We start from the raw sequence: 16,191 nt of genomic DNA, 5'->3' as shown, positions 1-16,191 counted from the left end.
TTACGTTGTGGCAACTCTCGACTTCCCTTCTGCGCCCGGGCAAAGCTGGACAAGTACTTGAAAGGTACTTGAGAAGCGCTGGGCAAGTACTGGACAGGCATTCACTTGTCAGCGGCAATCCAACATCCGATGATAGATGGCAAATTACATTAGTATGCGCTAACCGACTGGTCCGCTATCAGGGACGCATAGTCATCAGTCCGCGCATCTGTGCCCCTACCCTCAACAATAAGCGACAGGATCATGGATGATCTCAGCATTACCCCTATCAGCGATTCGGCTTGCAGCAGCTATCTGAGCGCCGCGGCTCGGCGACTATGCTGCGGCAACATGCTCGCGACCTACAAACGGCATGGCATGAGCTGGGACGAGGAGCTGTTCAGCGAGCGCTGGCGAGACAACGAGAACTACGCGATACGCATCAATGGCGAGTGGGTCGGCTTCATTAGCCTCAAGGCCCTGCCGGATATTCTGTATCTTCGCGATCTGCAACTGGTACCACATTGGCAAGGTCGCGGTGTCGGCTCCGCCTGCCTGAACTGGTTGATCCAGCTGGCAACCCAACAGGAGTACGGCCAGTCGCTGGTGAAAGACCGTGCCTCCGAGCTATCCCCGGGCGCTCAGCCCTGCGCGCGCGCGCTGCGCCTGAGAGTCTTCTCCGACAGCCCGGCATTGGCGCTCTACCAGCGCCACGGCTTCACCCTGGTCAATGAGCAGTGCACTCCGACGCGCAATGGCAGCATCATGGTGCTGGAAAGACCTCTCTCCTTCCAGACAGTGCCGATGCTCTCCCCGCGGGATGATCATACGCCCACGCCCCTGTCGGGCAATGCGCCTCTCGACAAAATCATCGATGGATTTATCGATGAAGAGGCCTTGACGATCACCGCCAAGCGCAAGCGACAGTCCCCTCCGGCCACGCGGAACATCGCGCAGCATTAGGCGATTTCCTGTGTGCGATTTCCGCCAGATACGACAATGCCCGGCCATATGACCGGGCATTGTCGCTCAGGGTGCATTCACCATCATGGGGTGAGATTTTACTGCGCTGATGGCTGATGGGCACCTCCTCAGCGGGCGAGGAAGTCCAGGATATAACGCACGGTATCCTGCGGCTTTTCATCCGTCACCCAGTGACCGGCATCCTTCACCCAGATCAGCTCGGCACCCGGAATGGCATCTGCCAGCATCGGGGCGTAATCCGGCTTCTGGAAGTTGTCCTTGCCGCCCCACAGCACCAGAGTCTTGATCTCGATATTCTTGAGCTCACCGGCGATGGCCTGAGTGTATTCCTTGTTGAGACGACGCATGTTGCGGAAGAAAGCCGCCTTGCCTTGCTCGCTGTTCCACTGGGACACATAGCGCTCGACCATCTCTTCGGTCGCCACCGCCGGATCATGCACACCACTGGGCATAAAGCCGCGCATGGTGCTGATGAATTCCTCGACGCTGGTTGATTCCTCTACGCCCGGCTCCAGCAGCTGCTTGAACTCCGGAATCGGCCAGGAATCGAAGCATACGCTGTCGATCAGTACCTGACGGCGAACACGCTCCGGATGATTGACGGCCATCAGCTGACCGATACCCCCACCGATATCATGCGAGACGACATCCGCACTCGACACACCCAGTGAATCCATCAGCTTGATGAAGATGCGTGTCTGGGCATTGATGGAAACTTCAGCATCCACCGGCATGTCCGACTCGCCATAGTTGAGCATGTCCGGGGCGATGACACGATAATGCCTGGCCAATTCCGGCATCACATCACGCCACATCAGCTTGTTGGTCGGAATGCCGTGGATCAACAACAGCGGCTGACCTTCACCCATTTCCTTGTAGGCAATGCGGTGACCTTCGATCATCGCATAACGGGTTTTCAGGGCTTCCATTGTCACGTTGTCGTGGCTCATTGCTGACCTCTTCGCTTGATGAATACTCAATCACGGCCTGGCGAGACAGTGCTATATCGCGGTGATGTCGTGAACGTAGGACCACCTTAATGATTCCTGAGCGATCACTCAAGCATGATTTTGATTGACTGCTCAAAATACGCTTTAATGGCCCCATCAAATTCAAGGGAAACGCCCATGGCCCGTGTCATCAACCGCAGCCTGCTCGATCTTCGCCGCCTGACCATCAACCTGGTGACCTACCCCGAAGGCCACAGCGTGATGCGCCACAACGACCCGATGGGCAGCGGCAGCTACTACAAGCTCAATATCGTGCTCAAGAAGCCCCGCCGGGGCGGTGTCTTCGAGACCGATGGCAGCCTCTTTCGTATCGCGGATCGCGTGGTACTGTTTCGCCCCGATCTTCACGAACACAGCGTCAGCCGTATCGAGCGCGGCAAACGCGTACTGCTTAGCATCGCCTTGCACGCGCCCTGGCGCTGACCCACCGTCAGGCAGCACTCAAGAGCCTTGAGGCAAGGCAGGTAATGACACAGATAACGGGTAGCGTCTGGTGACAAAAAAACGCCAGTCAGCAATTGCTGACTGGCGTTTTTCCCACCTGAATCCAGGCCAGTAACGACGTGCTCGACAATGAGCTGCCTCGGCTATTCCATCCGGTCCAGCCCGACGCGATAACGGGCAAAGCCCATCTCGTCCTGATCTACCAGCGTCATCGGGTAAACGGCCTGAGCATCAATGAACTGCTGCGCATCCTCGCCGGGGGCGGTGGTGAAGCGAATATCCAGCGGGGTGTCAGTGTCGATCGCGGCCAGCCGCCAGTTGTGATCCGCCGCGGGGTCCACCGCGCCCTGCTGCTGCGTCTGGCGCGAGATGTACTGGGCCAGAATACTGCGATTTTCATCCGGTGACGCGAAGGCGATATACGACTCACAGGTGCCGGGGAAGTCCTCGCCGTAGGCGCGATAGTTGTTGGTCGCGAGCAGGAAGACATCGTCATCCTTGACCGGCTCACCCTGGTAGCTGAGGCCCTGGATACGGTGAGCATCGGCGTCGATCAACGCACAATTGCCGTCGTAGCGCGCCGGCTGCGTGACATCCACCTGATACTTCACGCCGTCGATCACGTCGAAGTTGTAGCTGCGGAAACCTTCCCAGTTGATCAAGGGCTGGGGCGTGGCGAGCGTCGGATCAATGCGATGGAACTGGCCGGCACTGCACTCGAGCCATTCCCGCACTTCCCTGCCGGTGACCTTGAGCGCCACCAGCGTATTCGGATAGAGATAGAGATCGGCGGCATTGCGGAAACTCAGCTCGCCGGCCTCCATTTCGGTGAACTGAGTCGGGTCATTGTGACGGCCACCGACCTTGAATGGCGCGGCTGCCGAAAGAATCGGCAAGCCTTCCAGGTCCGGGTCGCCTTCGACGAAGCGTTTGACGTAATCGGCCTGAGCGCGATTGACGATCTGGATCGTCGGGTCGTCCTGCACCAGCGCCAGATAGCTCTTCATCGCCGCACTGGCGCGGCCGATGCTGCGATTGACGTACTCGCGCGTGGCGTCGTGCTCATGATCGACCAGCGCTGCCAATTCGGCATCTTCCACCACCTGTGCCTCGCCACCCACCTGAATCGGGCGTGCTTCTGTCTGGCCGCTCACTACCCGCCACTGGCCCGAGGCATTGCTCAGCTCGAGATCCATCACGCCCACATGACTGCCCCAGTGGCCCGGCATCATCGCCGGCACGCCATTCAGGGTACCCCTGACGATATCGGCCCCCGGTACCTCGGCGAATTCCCCGCTGGGGAAGACGGCATGGGCATGCCCGAAGGCGATGCCATCGATGCCCTCGACCAGCGAGAGGTAATACACCGAATTCTCGGCCATCACCCGGTAGGGGTCAGTCGAGATGCCGGAGTGCGGGATGGCGATTACCACGTCCGCGCCCGCTCGGCGCATCTCGGGCACCCAGCGTCTGGCGCTCTCTGTGATGTCCTCGGCTGTCAGGCGGCCCTGGAGGTGCTTGCGGTCCCAGGTCATCACCTGCGGCGGCGCGAAGCCGATATAGCCGATCTTCACTGTCTGAGTGTTGCCCTCGCTGTCGGTGAAGGCATGGGCGGTGATCTGGTAGGGCGTGAAGTACGGCTCGCCTGTCGTGGCGTCCAGCAGGTTGGCGTTCACATAGGGAAACTGCGCGCCGGAAAGCGCCCGTTCGAGATACTCGAGCCCGTAATTGAATTCATGATTGCCGATGTTGCCGACATCGTAATCCAGCTGATTCATGACCTTGTAGGCCGGGAAGACATCACCCTCCTCGAGACCTTCTGCCGCCATGTAATCGCCCATCGGGCTGCCCTGGATGAGGTCGCCATTGTCCAGCAGCACACTGTTGGCCACCTCGGCACGCGCCTGCTTGATCAGACTCGCCGCGCGGACCAGGCCGATGCGCACGCTGGGGCGGTCCTTGTAGTAATCGTAATCCATCACGTTGGCGTGGATGTCGGTGGTCTCGATCACGCGCAGTGACAGCGTCGCGGCATTGGCTGGCTGAGCGATCATGAAGATACCGCCGAGACTGGCCAGGCCCAGGATGGCTGCCCGCAGATGCGGCTTGCGCCGACGCCCGGGGTATTGCGCAGCACCTGGCGCGTCAGACGCCCGTTGATCTTCGCTAGCCGATGAAGCATTCGCCATCTCTCACTTCCTTGTCATGGGGGGGATGTGCCAGTGCCCCTTGGGGGCAGCGCTCCATTATTCAGATGCCGACGCCTCAGGCAAGTGGCGGTCCCTGCCCGCCAGCCAGCCGACACCCGCCATCAGCACACTGAGGACGGCGCAGACCATCAGTGCCAGCTGCCAATTGCCCTGCATATCGTAGAGCGCGCCGATCAGCGGCGGCCCCATGGCCGCGAGCAGATAGCCCAGCGTCTGCGCCATGCTCGACAGCGACGCCGACTGCATGGCATCGCGCGCCCGCAGCCCCATGAATGACAAGGCGAGAATGAAGCTGGCCCCGGAGCCCGCGCCCAGCAACAGCACCCACACCAGTGCCCACTGTGGCATCAGCCATAGCCCGATGAACCCCGCCAGCGACATACAGGGCGTCGCGAAGGCGATCAGGCGTTGATCCTTCAGGCGCGGCATCAGGGGCACCAGAATCAATCCCGGCAAGGCCGAAGCCAGCTGGAGCAGACCATGCAACGAGCCCGCTTTCTCGGCCGAGAAGCCATTGTCCGCCAGCATGCTCGGCAGCCAGCTGTTGACGGTATAGAACAGCAACGAATTGATGCCCATGAAAAGCGTCACCTGCCAGGCCAGTGGCGAGCGCCACACGGCTGCCTGACGCACCGGCCGCGCGGCACCCTTCTCTGCTACCTTCTCGGCTTCCTTCGCCGCCGCCGGCAGGGAGCGACGTGACAACTGCGGCCACCACACCCCCATCGTCACCAATGGCAAGACGACCACTATGAGCATCGAGTACTGCCAGCCAGCGCTGCTGCCCTGAGCCAACGGCACCATCAGCGCCGAGGCGATGGCGGCCATGATGCCCATGGTCAGCACATAGCAGGAGGTCAGCAGCGCGACATGCTGCGCAAAGCTGCGTTTGACCAGACTGGGCAGCAGCACATTGCCCACGGCAATGCCTGCCCCGATCAGGCCGATACCCAGATAGAGGGCCAGCATGCTGCCCTGCACCCGCAGTACGATGCCCGCGGCGATCGTCAGCAAGGCGAGGAAAAGACTGCGTTCAAGCCCGAGACCTCTGGCAAGGCGCGGCACCCAGGGTGAGACGACGACGAAGGCCAGCAGCGGCAGGATCATCAACAGGCCAGCCGCCGTGGCATTGAAGCCCAGCGCCGCCTGCAGGCGCTCCAGCAGTGGCGCGATACTGGTGAAGGGCGCACGCAGGTTCATGGCGATCAACAGGATACCGGCGATCAATACGGCCGGGTGGCTCAGTCGCCGGACAGGAGACGAGTGGCAGAGTTCAGTCATGAGGCGCTCGCAGCGATCGTGAAACGGGGTAATGACGGGATGACACCCAAAGGTGAGTCCGCATACAGAGTGAGGCTAGCTTAATCCCCTCGCCCACTGCAGAATTGAGCCATCATGACATCAGATCACTGAAATCAGACAATCTGCGAGTCGCCATGTCAGTGACCACACCCGTCCTGCCGTCATCGCCCGGAGTCAGCACCCGTGGCCCCGATCAGGTGCCCTTTTCGAGCAGCGTCTGCGAGCACGACCCGGACATCTACGAGATTCCGGCCAGCGCCCTGCATGTCGAGACCGGCCAGCAGGTGATGGAGGTCCCGATCCACCAGCATCGCAAGGGGCAGCTGGTCATCGCCCTGCATGGCGTGGTGACCAGTCGCGTGCCGGAAGGCCTGTGGATGGTGCCCCCGCACAGCGGGGTCTGGATTCCCGGCAACCTGCCCCACAGCAATCATCTGACCCGTGGCGGCCGGGTCTGCCACCTGTTCATCGAGCCCGGCGCGCTCGAGATGCCAAGCCACAGCTGCACGCTGTCAATTTCACCCCTGCTGCGTGAGCTGGTGCTGCGTCTGGCGGAGCTGCCCCAGCCATATCCTGAACAGGGGCCGACAGCGCGGCTGGTCGGTGTGCTGCTGGAAGAGCTGGCCTGCATGCCCAGCGAACGGCTGCATCTGCCCTTGCCCGAAGACCCGCGGCTGACCCGCATCAGCGATGCCCTGATCAAGACCCCGGATGACCGACGCACCCTGGCCGAGTGGGCGAGCGAACTGGCGATGAGCGAACGCACCCTCGCCCGACTCATCCAGCGTGACACCGGCCTGAGCTTCAGCCGCTGGCGTCAGCAACTGCACCTGGTGGTGGCGATTCGCCTGTTGGCCGAGGGTATGAGTGTGCAGCGCGTCTCGGAAGGCGTCGGCTATCAGTCCGTCAACGCCTTCATCAGCATGTTCAAGAAGCTGCTCGGCACCACGCCCGCCCGCTACCTGCAGGAACGCGAGCAGCGCCGCTCGGGCAGTGGCATGGGCGGCGCGTGACGGCGACGCTTACTGAGTGGCCGCCTGCGCCACGCTGACGGCCAGCGCTTCGACAGAATCCACGATCGGCAGCCGATCACCCAGCAGGTGACTGATAATGGAAAGCTCCGTGCAGGCCAGTACCAGCACATCGGCTTCCTGCGCCACCAGGTCAGCAGCTGCCTGACGGAAGGCTCCCCCGACGGCGTCATCACTCACCTGGCCTTTCTTGACGCTGCGGATCACCTCCAGCATCGCGTCCTCATCCTGGGGATAAGCCAGCGACAGGCCACGCGCTGCAATGAAGCCTTCGTAAAGGCCAATCTTGCGCAGCGCCGGGGAACACAGCATGCCGATACGTGCGCCCGGCCACTGCGCCGCCACTCGGTCCAGGGTGCGCTCGACGATATGCCACACCGGAATCGAGACGGCGTCCTGCGCATCCTGCCAGTAGTAGTGGGCGGTGTTGCAGGGCATGACCAGAAAATCACACCCGGACTGCTCCAGTCGCTGGGCCATTTCCGCGATGGCAGGCCCCGGAGAGACATCGCCCCCTTCCAGCAGAGCCTTGATGCGCGACGGCACCTTGGGATTGTTGTCGATCACCATGTGTACATGGTCGATGTCATCCTCGGCCGGTGTGGCTTGGATCACCTGCTGCATGAAGGCCACCGTGGCATCCGGCCCCATGCCGCCCAACACGCCCACGACGATATGTTCTGCGCCCGAGGCGTCATGCGAGCTTCTCATTGGTCGTTCTCCGACAAAACTCTCACTGAAGATCAAGGCTCGAGAGGATGGCGACGTGGCCGGCATCCTCTCGAGAAACTGTTTCATGAGGCACTGTTCACGAAGGGCTGTGTTTACCCTCCGCTGCGCCGCTAGAAGCCCATCATGTCCGGCAGCCACATCGTCAGCTGCGGCACGAAGGCCAGCAGCAAGGCGATCAGCACCATGGTGCCGACCAGCGGCAGCGCCCGCACCGAGATCTTCTCGATGGACACGTTGGCGATGCTGGAGCTGATGAACATGTTCTCGCCCAGTGGCGGGGTCGAGAAGCCGATCCCGAGACTCACCACCAGCACGATCCCGAAGTGCACCGGGTCGACGCCCAGCTCCACCATCACCGGCAACAACACTGGCGTGACGATCATGATGGTGGCCAGAATCTCGATGAACATGCCGACGATCAGCAGGAAGGCGATCACCAGCACCCACACCAGCCACAGGCTGTCGGTGATGTTGAGGATGCCCTGGGCGATCATGGCCGGAATGTGGTGCTCCACCAGGATGCGACCGAAGGCGGTGGCGGTGAACATGATGATCAGCACGCGACCGGTCAGCCAGGTCGTGTTCTGGAAGGCTTCATTCAAGCCCAGCAGCGAGGACTCCTTGTGAATGAAGACACCGACGAACAGCGCATAGAAGATCGAGACGACGGCGGCTTCGGTCGGTGTGAAGAGACCGCTGTAGATGCCGCCGAGGATGACCACCGGTGCCATCAGTGACCAGAAGCCTTCTTTGAGCACCTTGAAGACACGTGCCTTGTCGTACGGCTCGCCCTGGGCCTGATAGCCGTTGCGCTTGGCGGTGATGTAGTTGGCGATCATCAGGGCCGCCCCCAGCAAGATGCCCGGAATGACACCCGCCATGAACAGCGCCGAGATCGACTCGTTGGCGGTCACCCCGTAGATGACCAACGGCATGCTGGGCGGAATCACGACGCCCAGTCCGCCAGCGGTGGCGGTGATCGCCGCCGGATAGCTGCGGCCGTAGCCACGTTCGATCATCGCCGGAATCACCAGCATGCCCACGGCCGCCGTGGTCGCCGGACCCGAGCCGGAGATGGCGCCGAAGAACATGCAGGCCATCACCGCTGCCGCCCCCAGGCCACCTGCGGCTGGGCCCGCCAGCTCTTCGGCGATACGAATCAGACGCCGCGCGATGCCGGCATCGCCCATCAGAGCGCCCGCTAGAATGAAGGACGGCAGTGCCATCAGCGGGAAGGAGTTGATCGACGAGAACGCCAGCTCCACTAGCGAGGTGATGTCATCACCATTGACGAGATAGACCGCCATGGACGCCACCCCAAGGGCAACGACGATGGGTGAGCCCAGAAACAGCAGTGCACCGAACAGAGAGAACAGAATAGTCGCGGCCATGGCATCAGCCTCCCATCTTGGCGGTGCGGGTATCATCGGCGGCATCTGGGGCCGCTTCCGTGATGCGCTTCACTTCCTCGTCATCCACGTTGCCGGGCTCGATGCCTCTGACCAGCTTGAGGAACTGCACCTGCAATACGCGAAAGGCCATCAAGGTGAAGGCCACGGGGAAGATGTAATAGACATAGGCGAGCGACCAGCCGAGCGCCGGTGACTCATAGGGAAACTCGATGAGAAGCCCGATCAGATCCAGGCTCTTGTAGGCGATGATCAAACTAAAGAGCGCCCAGATGAGATCGACGAACAACAGAATGGCGTTGGCCACCTTGCGCGGCAGCAGATTGATATGGGTCTGCAGCCGATTGTGAGCACTCAGGTGAGCCGCGTGTGCAGCCCCCAGGAAAACGAACCAGACGAAGGCGTAGCGTGCCAGCTCTTCCATCCATGCCATGCCGATACCGAACACGACACGCAATACCACTTGGGAAAACAGCAGGAGTACGAAGACCGCCAGCAGAAAGCGGCAGGCGTAATCCTCGATATTGTTCAATCTGGCCAACATGCGAGCCTCCTTCACGATGAACTGTGAGAGGGATACCAGCACTGTCTGGTATCCCTGCTCGATAGCATTGAACGCAGCGGGGATCGCTCAGGCGTCAATCACGCTGTCGCCGCGAGCGTCCCCGCCCACTCGGGCTCAGTGGCCCAATGCTTTCTGCAATTCGTCGAAGGATTCCTTGCCGCCGATCTCTTCATAGAACTGCGGCCAGACTTTTTCCTTGGCAATGCTGATCCACTTGTCCTCGTCGGTCAGCTGGGCGGACTGCACCCCTTCCGCTTCCATGCCGGCACGCGCCTTAGAGGCCTCGGTCAGCTGGAATTGAAGCGCATAGAGCTGGGCTTCCAGGCCGGCGCGATCGATGATCTCGCGCTCCTCGTCAGAGAGCTTGTTGTAGGTACGCACCCCCATGACGATCGGCTGCAGGGAATACTGGTAGTGGACCTCGGTCAGATACTTCTGCACTTCCTGGAACTTCATCGTGTAGTTGACGATGTCCGGGTTGTCCTGGCCATCGATCACGCCCTGCTGCAGACCGGTGAAGACTTCTGGCCACGACATGCTGATCGGGCTGGCGCCCCAAGCCTGATAGGTGGCGAGCATGATCTTGTTCTGCGGCACACGAATCTTCATGCCTTCAAGGTCTTCCAGCGACGTCACCGGACGCTTGGAGTTGGTCAGATAACGGAAGTTGGAATACAGCCAGCTGACGATATGGACGCCGGCCTGTTTCTCGGCGATCTGGTTCCATTCATCCGCCAGCGGGCCGGTGGTGGCCTTGACGGCATCCGCATGGCTACGCAGTGCATAGGGCATGGTGAGCGCGCCGAGGCGCGGCGCGTAGGGCGTCAGGTTGCCGACGCCGATCAGCGCGAAGTCCAGCTTGCCGATGCGCGTGTCCTGGATCATGCCGGTCTCGGAGCCCAGCTGACCGCCCGGGAACAACTCCACCTGCATCTCGCCATCGGAAAGGTCCTCGACCAGTTCCTCGAAGCGCTGTGCAAGCGCGCCCTGATCCGAATCCATCGGATCGCCCATGCCAACCTTGAAGGTCTTCGCCTGAGCGGTCGCTGACATCGCCAACATCACTGCGGTTGCCAAGAGAGCTTTATTGAACATTGTTATTACTCCACTGGTTGCGGGTCCGCATGGCCTGTCACCAGGACATACGGATTGAAGATCATGTGGCTTTCAAAGCGTTATCGTTATGGGTTCATCCCCGTCACGTGCCGCCGCCGGGCATAGTCACGCGACGGTCGAGACAGGTCGTGCACTGTGCAGAGCGTCCTGGATCAAGTCCGCGATGACCTCACAGTCCTGCACGTCAAAGGTCAGCGGGAGACGCAGATCACACAGCGTCGCCAACACCCGGTCGGCATTGGGCACAGCACGATGGCCGCCCAGATAGGCCCAGCTGTCGTAGCGGCTGGTGTAGTCCTCCGGCAGCGGCTTGCCGTACCATTTCACCGGTAGCCCACGCGCTTCACAGCCTGCGATGAAGGCGGCGATCTGCTCGTGGGAGCACTGCGCGAGCGTGAACTGGATGGAGCTTCCGACGTAGCCTTCCAGCGGGCCACGCAGGATGGGCGTGACGCCCGCCATGGCCTCGAGCCGGTCCTGCATGCGGGCATAGAGGGCATTCCAGCGCTCACGACGCTCTGCCAGCTCCCCCAGTTGCGGACGCAGGATGGCAGCACGCAGATTGTCCATGCGACCACTCATGTTGGGGGTCTGCAGGCGCGTCTCGGCGAAGCTCTCCGCGGCCGGCGCCGCCAGGTGGCGGTCGTACAGCATGTAGGAGCCCGACAGGATGATGGCGCGTCGCATCACCTCATCATCGGCGGTCGCCAGCAGGCCACCTTCACCGGAATTGACGTGCTTGTAGGTCTGGGTGCTGTAGCAGCCGACCTTGCCGAAGGTGCCGCTGGGCTTGCCGTCGTAGCTCGCGCCCATAGTATGCGCGCAATCCTCGATCACCGTGATGCCGCGGCTGTCGCAGACCTGCATGATCGCGTGCATGTCGCCGATATGGCCGCGCATGTGCGAGAGCATGAAGAAACGGGCCCCGCTCTGATCTGCCGCACGCGCCAGATCCTCCGGATCGACCGTGGTGTCCTCGAGGATGTCCACCAGCACCGGCTCGCCACCGGCGGCGACGATGCTGCCGGGCACCGGGGACAGGGTGAAGGCGTTGCACAGCACCTTGTCACCGGCCTCGAGTCCGCAGGCGCGCAGCGCCAGCTGCAGGGCATAGCCGCCGGAGGCACAGGCGAGTGCGTGGGGGATGCCCAGACTCGCCGCGAATTCCTGCTCCAGCAGCGCCGTTTCGCCCTGCTCGCCTTCCGCCAGGTTGTAGCGATGCAGGCGACCACTGCGCATCACGGCGACGGCAGCCTCGATGGCGGTGTCGGAGATGGCTTCCTGCTGGGTGAATGACTTGGCAAAACGACGCATGTGGCCTCCTCAATACCGCTTCTGGGCATAGACGGGGAAATCCCAATCCTGCTCGGGGAAGTATTTGGTGAGGCGCCAGTCACAGGCACGCGCATGGCCTTCCATCCCTTCGGTGCGCGAGATGCGCGAACCGATGGCACTGAACTTGAGGTTGGCTTCGGCACTGAGCTGTTGCGTGGTCAGAACCTTCATGAACTTGTGGACATTCAGACCGCCGGAGTAGCGACCGGCGCGCTTGGTCGGCAGGATGTGGTTGGTGCCGGAACACTTGTCACCGTGGGTGACGGTGCTGCCTTCGCCCAGGAACAGAGAGCCGTAGTTGCTGAGGTTCTGCTTCCACCATTCCAGGTCCTCACACAGCACCTGCAGGTGTTCGCAGGCGTACTGATCACTGACCTGGACCACTTCTTCGCGGGTGTCGCACAGGATGACTTCGCCGTAGTCGCGCCAGGCGGCGTGGATGACCTCGGCGTTGGGCATGTCGTTGCCGACCAGCGGCACCAGCTCGATTACGCGGCGCGCGACCTCTTCACTGGTGGTGAACAGCCAGACCGGCGAGTTCGGTCCGTGCTCCGCCTGGGAGACGAGATCCACCGCGATGGTCATCGGGTCTGCGGTGTGGTCGGCGATCACCGCCGATTCGGTAGGGCCGGCAAAGACGTCGATGCCGACCTGGCCGAACAGCAGACGCTTGGCTTCGGCAACGAAGGCATTGCCCGGGCCGACGAGGATGTCGGCTTCGCGCCCGCCGAATAGGCCGTAGGCCATGCTGGCGACCGCGTGAACGCCGCCCATCTCAAGGATGCGGTCGGCGCCAGCCACATGCATGGCGTAGGCGACGGCCGGATTGATGCTGTCGCCGCGCGGCGGCGAACAGGCCGTGATGTGCTTGACGCCGGCGGCCTTGGCCGTGGCGACGCTCATCAGCGCCGAGGCGGCATGCGCGTAGCGTCCGCCCGGCACGTAGCAACCCGCGGCATCGATGGGCAGCACGCGCTGCCCCAGCACGACACCCGGCTCGGTCTCGATCTCGAAGGATGTCAGGCTGTCGCGCTGCGCTTCGGCGAAACGACGGATCTGGCGATGGGCGAAATCGATATCGTCCTTGACGCTCTGCGGCACGCTCTCGATCAGCGTGGCCAGCTTTTCCTCGCTGAGGACGAAATCACCGCTCCAATTGTCGAACTTCTCGGCATACATGCGCACGGCGTCTTCGCCACGCGAGCGAATGTCCTGCAGCATGTCCTGGACGATGGCCGTGGTGCGCTGATCTTCCTCTGCCACGCCGTCGGCCGCTTCAGCCAGCTTGAGGTGTCTGATTGTCATAGTGATTCCCCGAAAACTGCTGTGATCATCACGCTCCCTTGCCAGCTGGGCCCGGGAGCGTGTCGTTACGGGATGCGCCAGTCACGCCGCTGTCATCAGGCGAGGCGCATCACTGGCCGCAAACGCTATCAGGCCTGGTAATCCGCGAAGTTGAAGGCATCCGGGTAGCCGAACAGAGCCACGGCACCGCCGGTGTGCAGGAAGACCACATTCTCGCCTTCCTTGAAGTGTCCCTTGCGCACCAGGTCGATCAGACCGGCCATGCCCTTGCCGGAGTAGACCGGGTCCAGCAGGATGCCTTCCTGCTGAGCCAGCAGCGTAACGGCCTCGATCATGCTTTCGGTCGGAATGCCGTAGCCTTCACCGACGTAATCGCAGTTGGCGACGACATCTTCACGCTTGACCACGTCAGACAGGCCCAGCTTGGCTTCGGTCTTCTGTGCCAGCGCGAAGACATTGCCTTCCTGCTTGTCCTTCGGTGCCCGTACGCCGATGCCGAGTACCGGAATGCCGGAGTTGCACGCGGTCAGGCCCGTCACCAGACCCGCCTGGGTACCGGCGCTGCCGGTGGCGTGCACGAGGTGATCGATCTTGAGGCCCATGTCGTTGGCCTGGGACAGCAGTTCGAGGGCGGCATTCACGTAACCCAGCGCGCCGATCTCGTTGGAACCACCCCCCGGGATGATGTAAGGCTTCTTGCCCTTGCCGATCAGCTTGTCGGCCAGCGCTTCCATCTCGGCGGCCATGTCGGCCCCACCTTCACGCTTGGCGACCGTCGCGCCATGCAGCTGGTCGAGGAAGACGTTGCCGTTGTAGTTGTAGCTGCGGTCGTCGCTGCCGGTACGGTCTTCCAGCAGGATGTGGCACTCAAGGCCCAGCTTGCAGGCAGCGGCAGCGGTCTGACGCGCGTGGTTGGACTGGGTAGCGCCCTGGGTGATGATCGTGTCGGCGCCCTGCTCCAGCGCGTCCGCCATCAAAAATTCCAGCTTGCGGGTCTTGTTGCCACCGGTGGAAAGCCCGGTGCAATCATCACGTTTGATCCAGAGACGCGGCCCACCCAACAGCTTGCTCAGGTTGTCCATCGGCTCCAGCGGAGTCGAGAGGTGACCAAGGCGAACACGGGGAAAACGGGACAGATGCATACGAGCCTCCAAGCGAGTCATTGTTGTCATAGGGATTACTCTCATAACGACGTTCGTCGAATGTGTGACATCACTCCGGCACGCCGCCGAGCGGTCTTCACAACAGTAAGCCGCGAATCTCGCCAGTCCCAATGCCATGTTTCTCAAAGTTTGTTACTTTTCTGCATGGCCAGTGCCATCCTCTGATCGAATTCAGATATCGAGAAGATCGACATGTCCGCAACGCCGACTGGCAGTCATATCCATTGTCCGAAAGCCCCGTTCTCATGGGGCACCCGGTCAGCGTCATGCCATGTCCACAGGTGTCGCTGCAGGCTTCACCACAATGTGAAAGCGGTGCATGATGGCCAACCTCCAACAACAACCGACATCTCCTCAGGCGACGCATGAAGATCGAATGGATCGAAGACTTTCTCGCATTGATCGAGGCCGGGACCTTCTCGCTGGCAGCCGAGCGACGCAACGTAACGCAACCCGCCTTCTCGCGCCGAATACGGCAGCTCGAGGAGTGGCTGGGGGTCGAGCTGGTCTATCGCCAGTCGCAGCGCATGATCCTCACCGAGCACGCGCTGGAATATGAGCAGGAAATGCGGGAATGGCTGGCGCGGCTCTACACGCTGCGCAGCCGGCTACGCAGCGAGGCCCGCCAGGGGCCGAAGGCGATCATCACCACTCAGCACACCCTCACCGTCAGCTATCTGCCGCGGTTGCTGCGCTATTTCCGGCACAACTCCCCCGACGCCGGACTGCAGGTGAAGTCGCTGGACCGCAGTGAATGCCTTCAGTTGTTCGATCACGGGCAGGCCGATCTGCTGCTGTGCTCCGAGCTTCAAGGCGCGCCCGTCTTCGAGGGAAATTGCGGTATCAATCGCCTCTCACTGGGGCTGGAGCGCCTGCTGCCGGTGTGTGCCCCAGATACCCTGGGTCGCCCCCTGCACCTGCCACGCAGTGATCAACGCCTGCCCTTGATCGCCTATGATCCGGAAAGCTTTCTGGGCCAGATTCTGGCCTCGCCTTACCTGATGGATCTGCAGCGCGCCCAGGACATCGACATCATCTGCGAGACCTCCTTCACGCTGGGCATTCGTGAACTGGTGATGGCCGGACTGGGGGTTGGCTGGCTGCCCCATGGATTGATCGAGGATGATCTCGAGAGCGGCAGGCTGGTATCGCTGCTGGATGATCTGGGCGGCCCGACCCTTGAGGTAGCCTGCTATTGCCGCAATGACAACAACAGCACAGCGACCGATGCACTATGGCAACTGCTCAAGGAGAGCCCGCCTGCCGTATGACATCGTGAGCCTCTCATCACTTTTCATTTCCAAGAGCCCACTATGAATCGCATCAACCCCGAGAAACTGTTGCAGAGCAAGTGGACCGCCGTGTCGCCCCGGGAGCGTGAACGCCATTTCATCGTCACGCGCCTGATTCGTGATGAGCAGGACGAACATGTGGTCGAGGTCGTGCTGCAGGCGGTGCTGACACGCAGGGATTACACCCTCGCCTGGCGCGAGCTCAAGGCAGATGATGTCTGGCAGATGGGCTGGAAATGACGCTGTGAATCACGCTTCGCTGAACGCAGACACGCCGCCCGAGGGCGGCGTGTCTGCGTTGACCTGATGAATCG

General features: G+C 61.7%; 15 protein-coding genes. 5 read left to right on the top strand and 10 right to left on the bottom strand.

Translation table 11 applies throughout. The features are described from left to right. Window positions 1-243: 243 nt before the first annotated feature. Window positions 244-942 (top strand): GNAT family N-acetyltransferase, encoded by a 699-nt coding sequence (locus AC5WNI_RS07460; RefSeq protein WP_487886173.1) that lies wholly within the window; start codon window positions 244-246, stop codon window positions 940-942. A 128-nt stretch (window positions 943-1,070) separates the two neighbouring features. Here AC5WNI_RS07460 and AC5WNI_RS07455 read toward each other — a convergent pair whose 3' ends face one another. Continuing rightward, the gene (locus tag AC5WNI_RS07455) at window positions 1,071-1,913 is read right to left on the bottom strand and encodes an alpha/beta fold hydrolase (RefSeq protein WP_495929008.1); all 843 of its coding nucleotides are present in this window, start codon (window positions 1,911-1,913) and stop codon (window positions 1,071-1,073) included. A 177-nt stretch (window positions 1,914-2,090) separates the two neighbouring features. Here AC5WNI_RS07455 and AC5WNI_RS07450 point away from each other — a divergent pair, with 177 nt between their 5' ends. Next, the gene (locus AC5WNI_RS07450; protein WP_487886171.1) at window positions 2,091-2,396 is read left to right on the top strand and encodes a hypothetical protein; all 306 of its coding nucleotides are present in this window, start codon (window positions 2,091-2,093) and stop codon (window positions 2,394-2,396) included. 164 nt (window positions 2,397-2,560) lie between these two features. Here AC5WNI_RS07450 and AC5WNI_RS07445 read toward each other — a convergent pair whose 3' ends face one another. Together AC5WNI_RS07445 and AC5WNI_RS07440 are read right to left on the bottom strand one after the other, a co-directional pair. Then, the gene (locus AC5WNI_RS07445) at window positions 2,561-4,606 is read right to left on the bottom strand and encodes a bifunctional 2',3'-cyclic-nucleotide 2'-phosphodiesterase/3'-nucleotidase (RefSeq protein ID WP_487886170.1); all 2,046 of its coding nucleotides are present in this window, start codon (window positions 4,604-4,606) and stop codon (window positions 2,561-2,563) included. 57 nt (window positions 4,607-4,663) lie between these two features. Next, window positions 4,664-5,908: an MFS transporter gene (locus AC5WNI_RS07440; protein WP_487886169.1), complete on the bottom strand. Its 1,245-nt coding sequence runs from the start codon at window positions 5,906-5,908 to the stop codon at window positions 4,664-4,666. Between the two features lie 155 nt (window positions 5,909-6,063). Between AC5WNI_RS07440 and AC5WNI_RS07435 the strand changes: the two genes are divergently transcribed. Continuing rightward, on the top strand, window positions 6,064-6,942 hold the full coding sequence (locus AC5WNI_RS07435; RefSeq protein WP_487886168.1) for a helix-turn-helix domain-containing protein: 879 nt from the start codon (window positions 6,064-6,066) through the stop codon (window positions 6,940-6,942). A 9-nt stretch (window positions 6,943-6,951) separates the two neighbouring features. Here AC5WNI_RS07435 and cuyB read toward each other — a convergent pair whose 3' ends face one another. The 7 genes from cuyB to cuyA all read right to left on the bottom strand — a co-directional run bounded on the left by cuyB (window position 6,952) and on the right by cuyA (window position 14,564). Continuing rightward, on the bottom strand, window positions 6,952-7,671 hold the full coding sequence (cuyB, locus tag AC5WNI_RS07430) for a cysteate racemase (protein ID WP_487886167.1): 720 nt from the start codon (window positions 7,669-7,671) through the stop codon (window positions 6,952-6,954). Between the two features lie 131 nt (window positions 7,672-7,802). Beyond that, window positions 7,803-9,083 (bottom strand): TRAP transporter large permease, encoded by a 1,281-nt coding sequence (locus tag AC5WNI_RS07425; RefSeq protein ID WP_495929005.1) that lies wholly within the window; start codon window positions 9,081-9,083, stop codon window positions 7,803-7,805. Window positions 9,084-9,087: 4 nt separating this feature from the next. Further along, complete coding sequence (locus tag AC5WNI_RS07420) at window positions 9,088-9,645, bottom strand: TRAP transporter small permease (RefSeq protein ID WP_487886165.1); 558 nt, start codon at window positions 9,643-9,645, stop codon at window positions 9,088-9,090. A gap of 135 nt (window positions 9,646-9,780) precedes the next feature. Continuing rightward, window positions 9,781-10,719: a TRAP transporter substrate-binding protein gene (locus AC5WNI_RS07415; RefSeq protein ID WP_495929004.1), complete on the bottom strand. Its 939-nt coding sequence runs from the start codon at window positions 10,717-10,719 to the stop codon at window positions 9,781-9,783. 168 nt (window positions 10,720-10,887) lie between these two features. Then, entirely contained in the window at window positions 10,888-12,096 is a 1,209-nt protein-coding gene (locus AC5WNI_RS07410) for a DegT/DnrJ/EryC1/StrS family aminotransferase (RefSeq protein WP_487886163.1), read from the bottom strand. Between the two features lie 9 nt (window positions 12,097-12,105). After that, on the bottom strand, window positions 12,106-13,422 hold the full coding sequence (gene hisD / locus AC5WNI_RS07405) for a histidinol dehydrogenase (RefSeq protein WP_495929002.1): 1,317 nt from the start codon (window positions 13,420-13,422) through the stop codon (window positions 12,106-12,108). Between the two features lie 128 nt (window positions 13,423-13,550). After that, a complete protein-coding gene (gene cuyA, locus AC5WNI_RS07400; RefSeq protein WP_213114124.1) occupies window positions 13,551-14,564 on the bottom strand; it encodes a D-cysteate sulfo-lyase in 1,014 nt (337 codons plus the stop codon). A gap of 386 nt (window positions 14,565-14,950) precedes the next feature. Here cuyA and AC5WNI_RS07395 point away from each other — a divergent pair, with 386 nt between their 5' ends. Together AC5WNI_RS07395 and AC5WNI_RS07390 are read left to right on the top strand one after the other, a co-directional pair. Beyond that, window positions 14,951-15,856: a LysR family transcriptional regulator gene (locus tag AC5WNI_RS07395; protein ID WP_213114123.1), complete on the top strand. Its 906-nt coding sequence runs from the start codon at window positions 14,951-14,953 to the stop codon at window positions 15,854-15,856. Between the two features lie 42 nt (window positions 15,857-15,898). Next, window positions 15,899-16,117, top strand: coding sequence for a TIGR02450 family Trp-rich protein (locus tag AC5WNI_RS07390; RefSeq protein WP_368448938.1), 219 nt, complete (start codon window positions 15,899-15,901; stop codon window positions 16,115-16,117). Window positions 16,118-16,191: the final 74 nt, after the last annotated feature.

It is taken from the genome of Cobetia sp. PDI-12MA, assembly GCF_059507695.1.
Note: the sequence above shows the minus strand (reverse complement) of the source record. Positions and strands in the feature narration are given on the sequence as shown.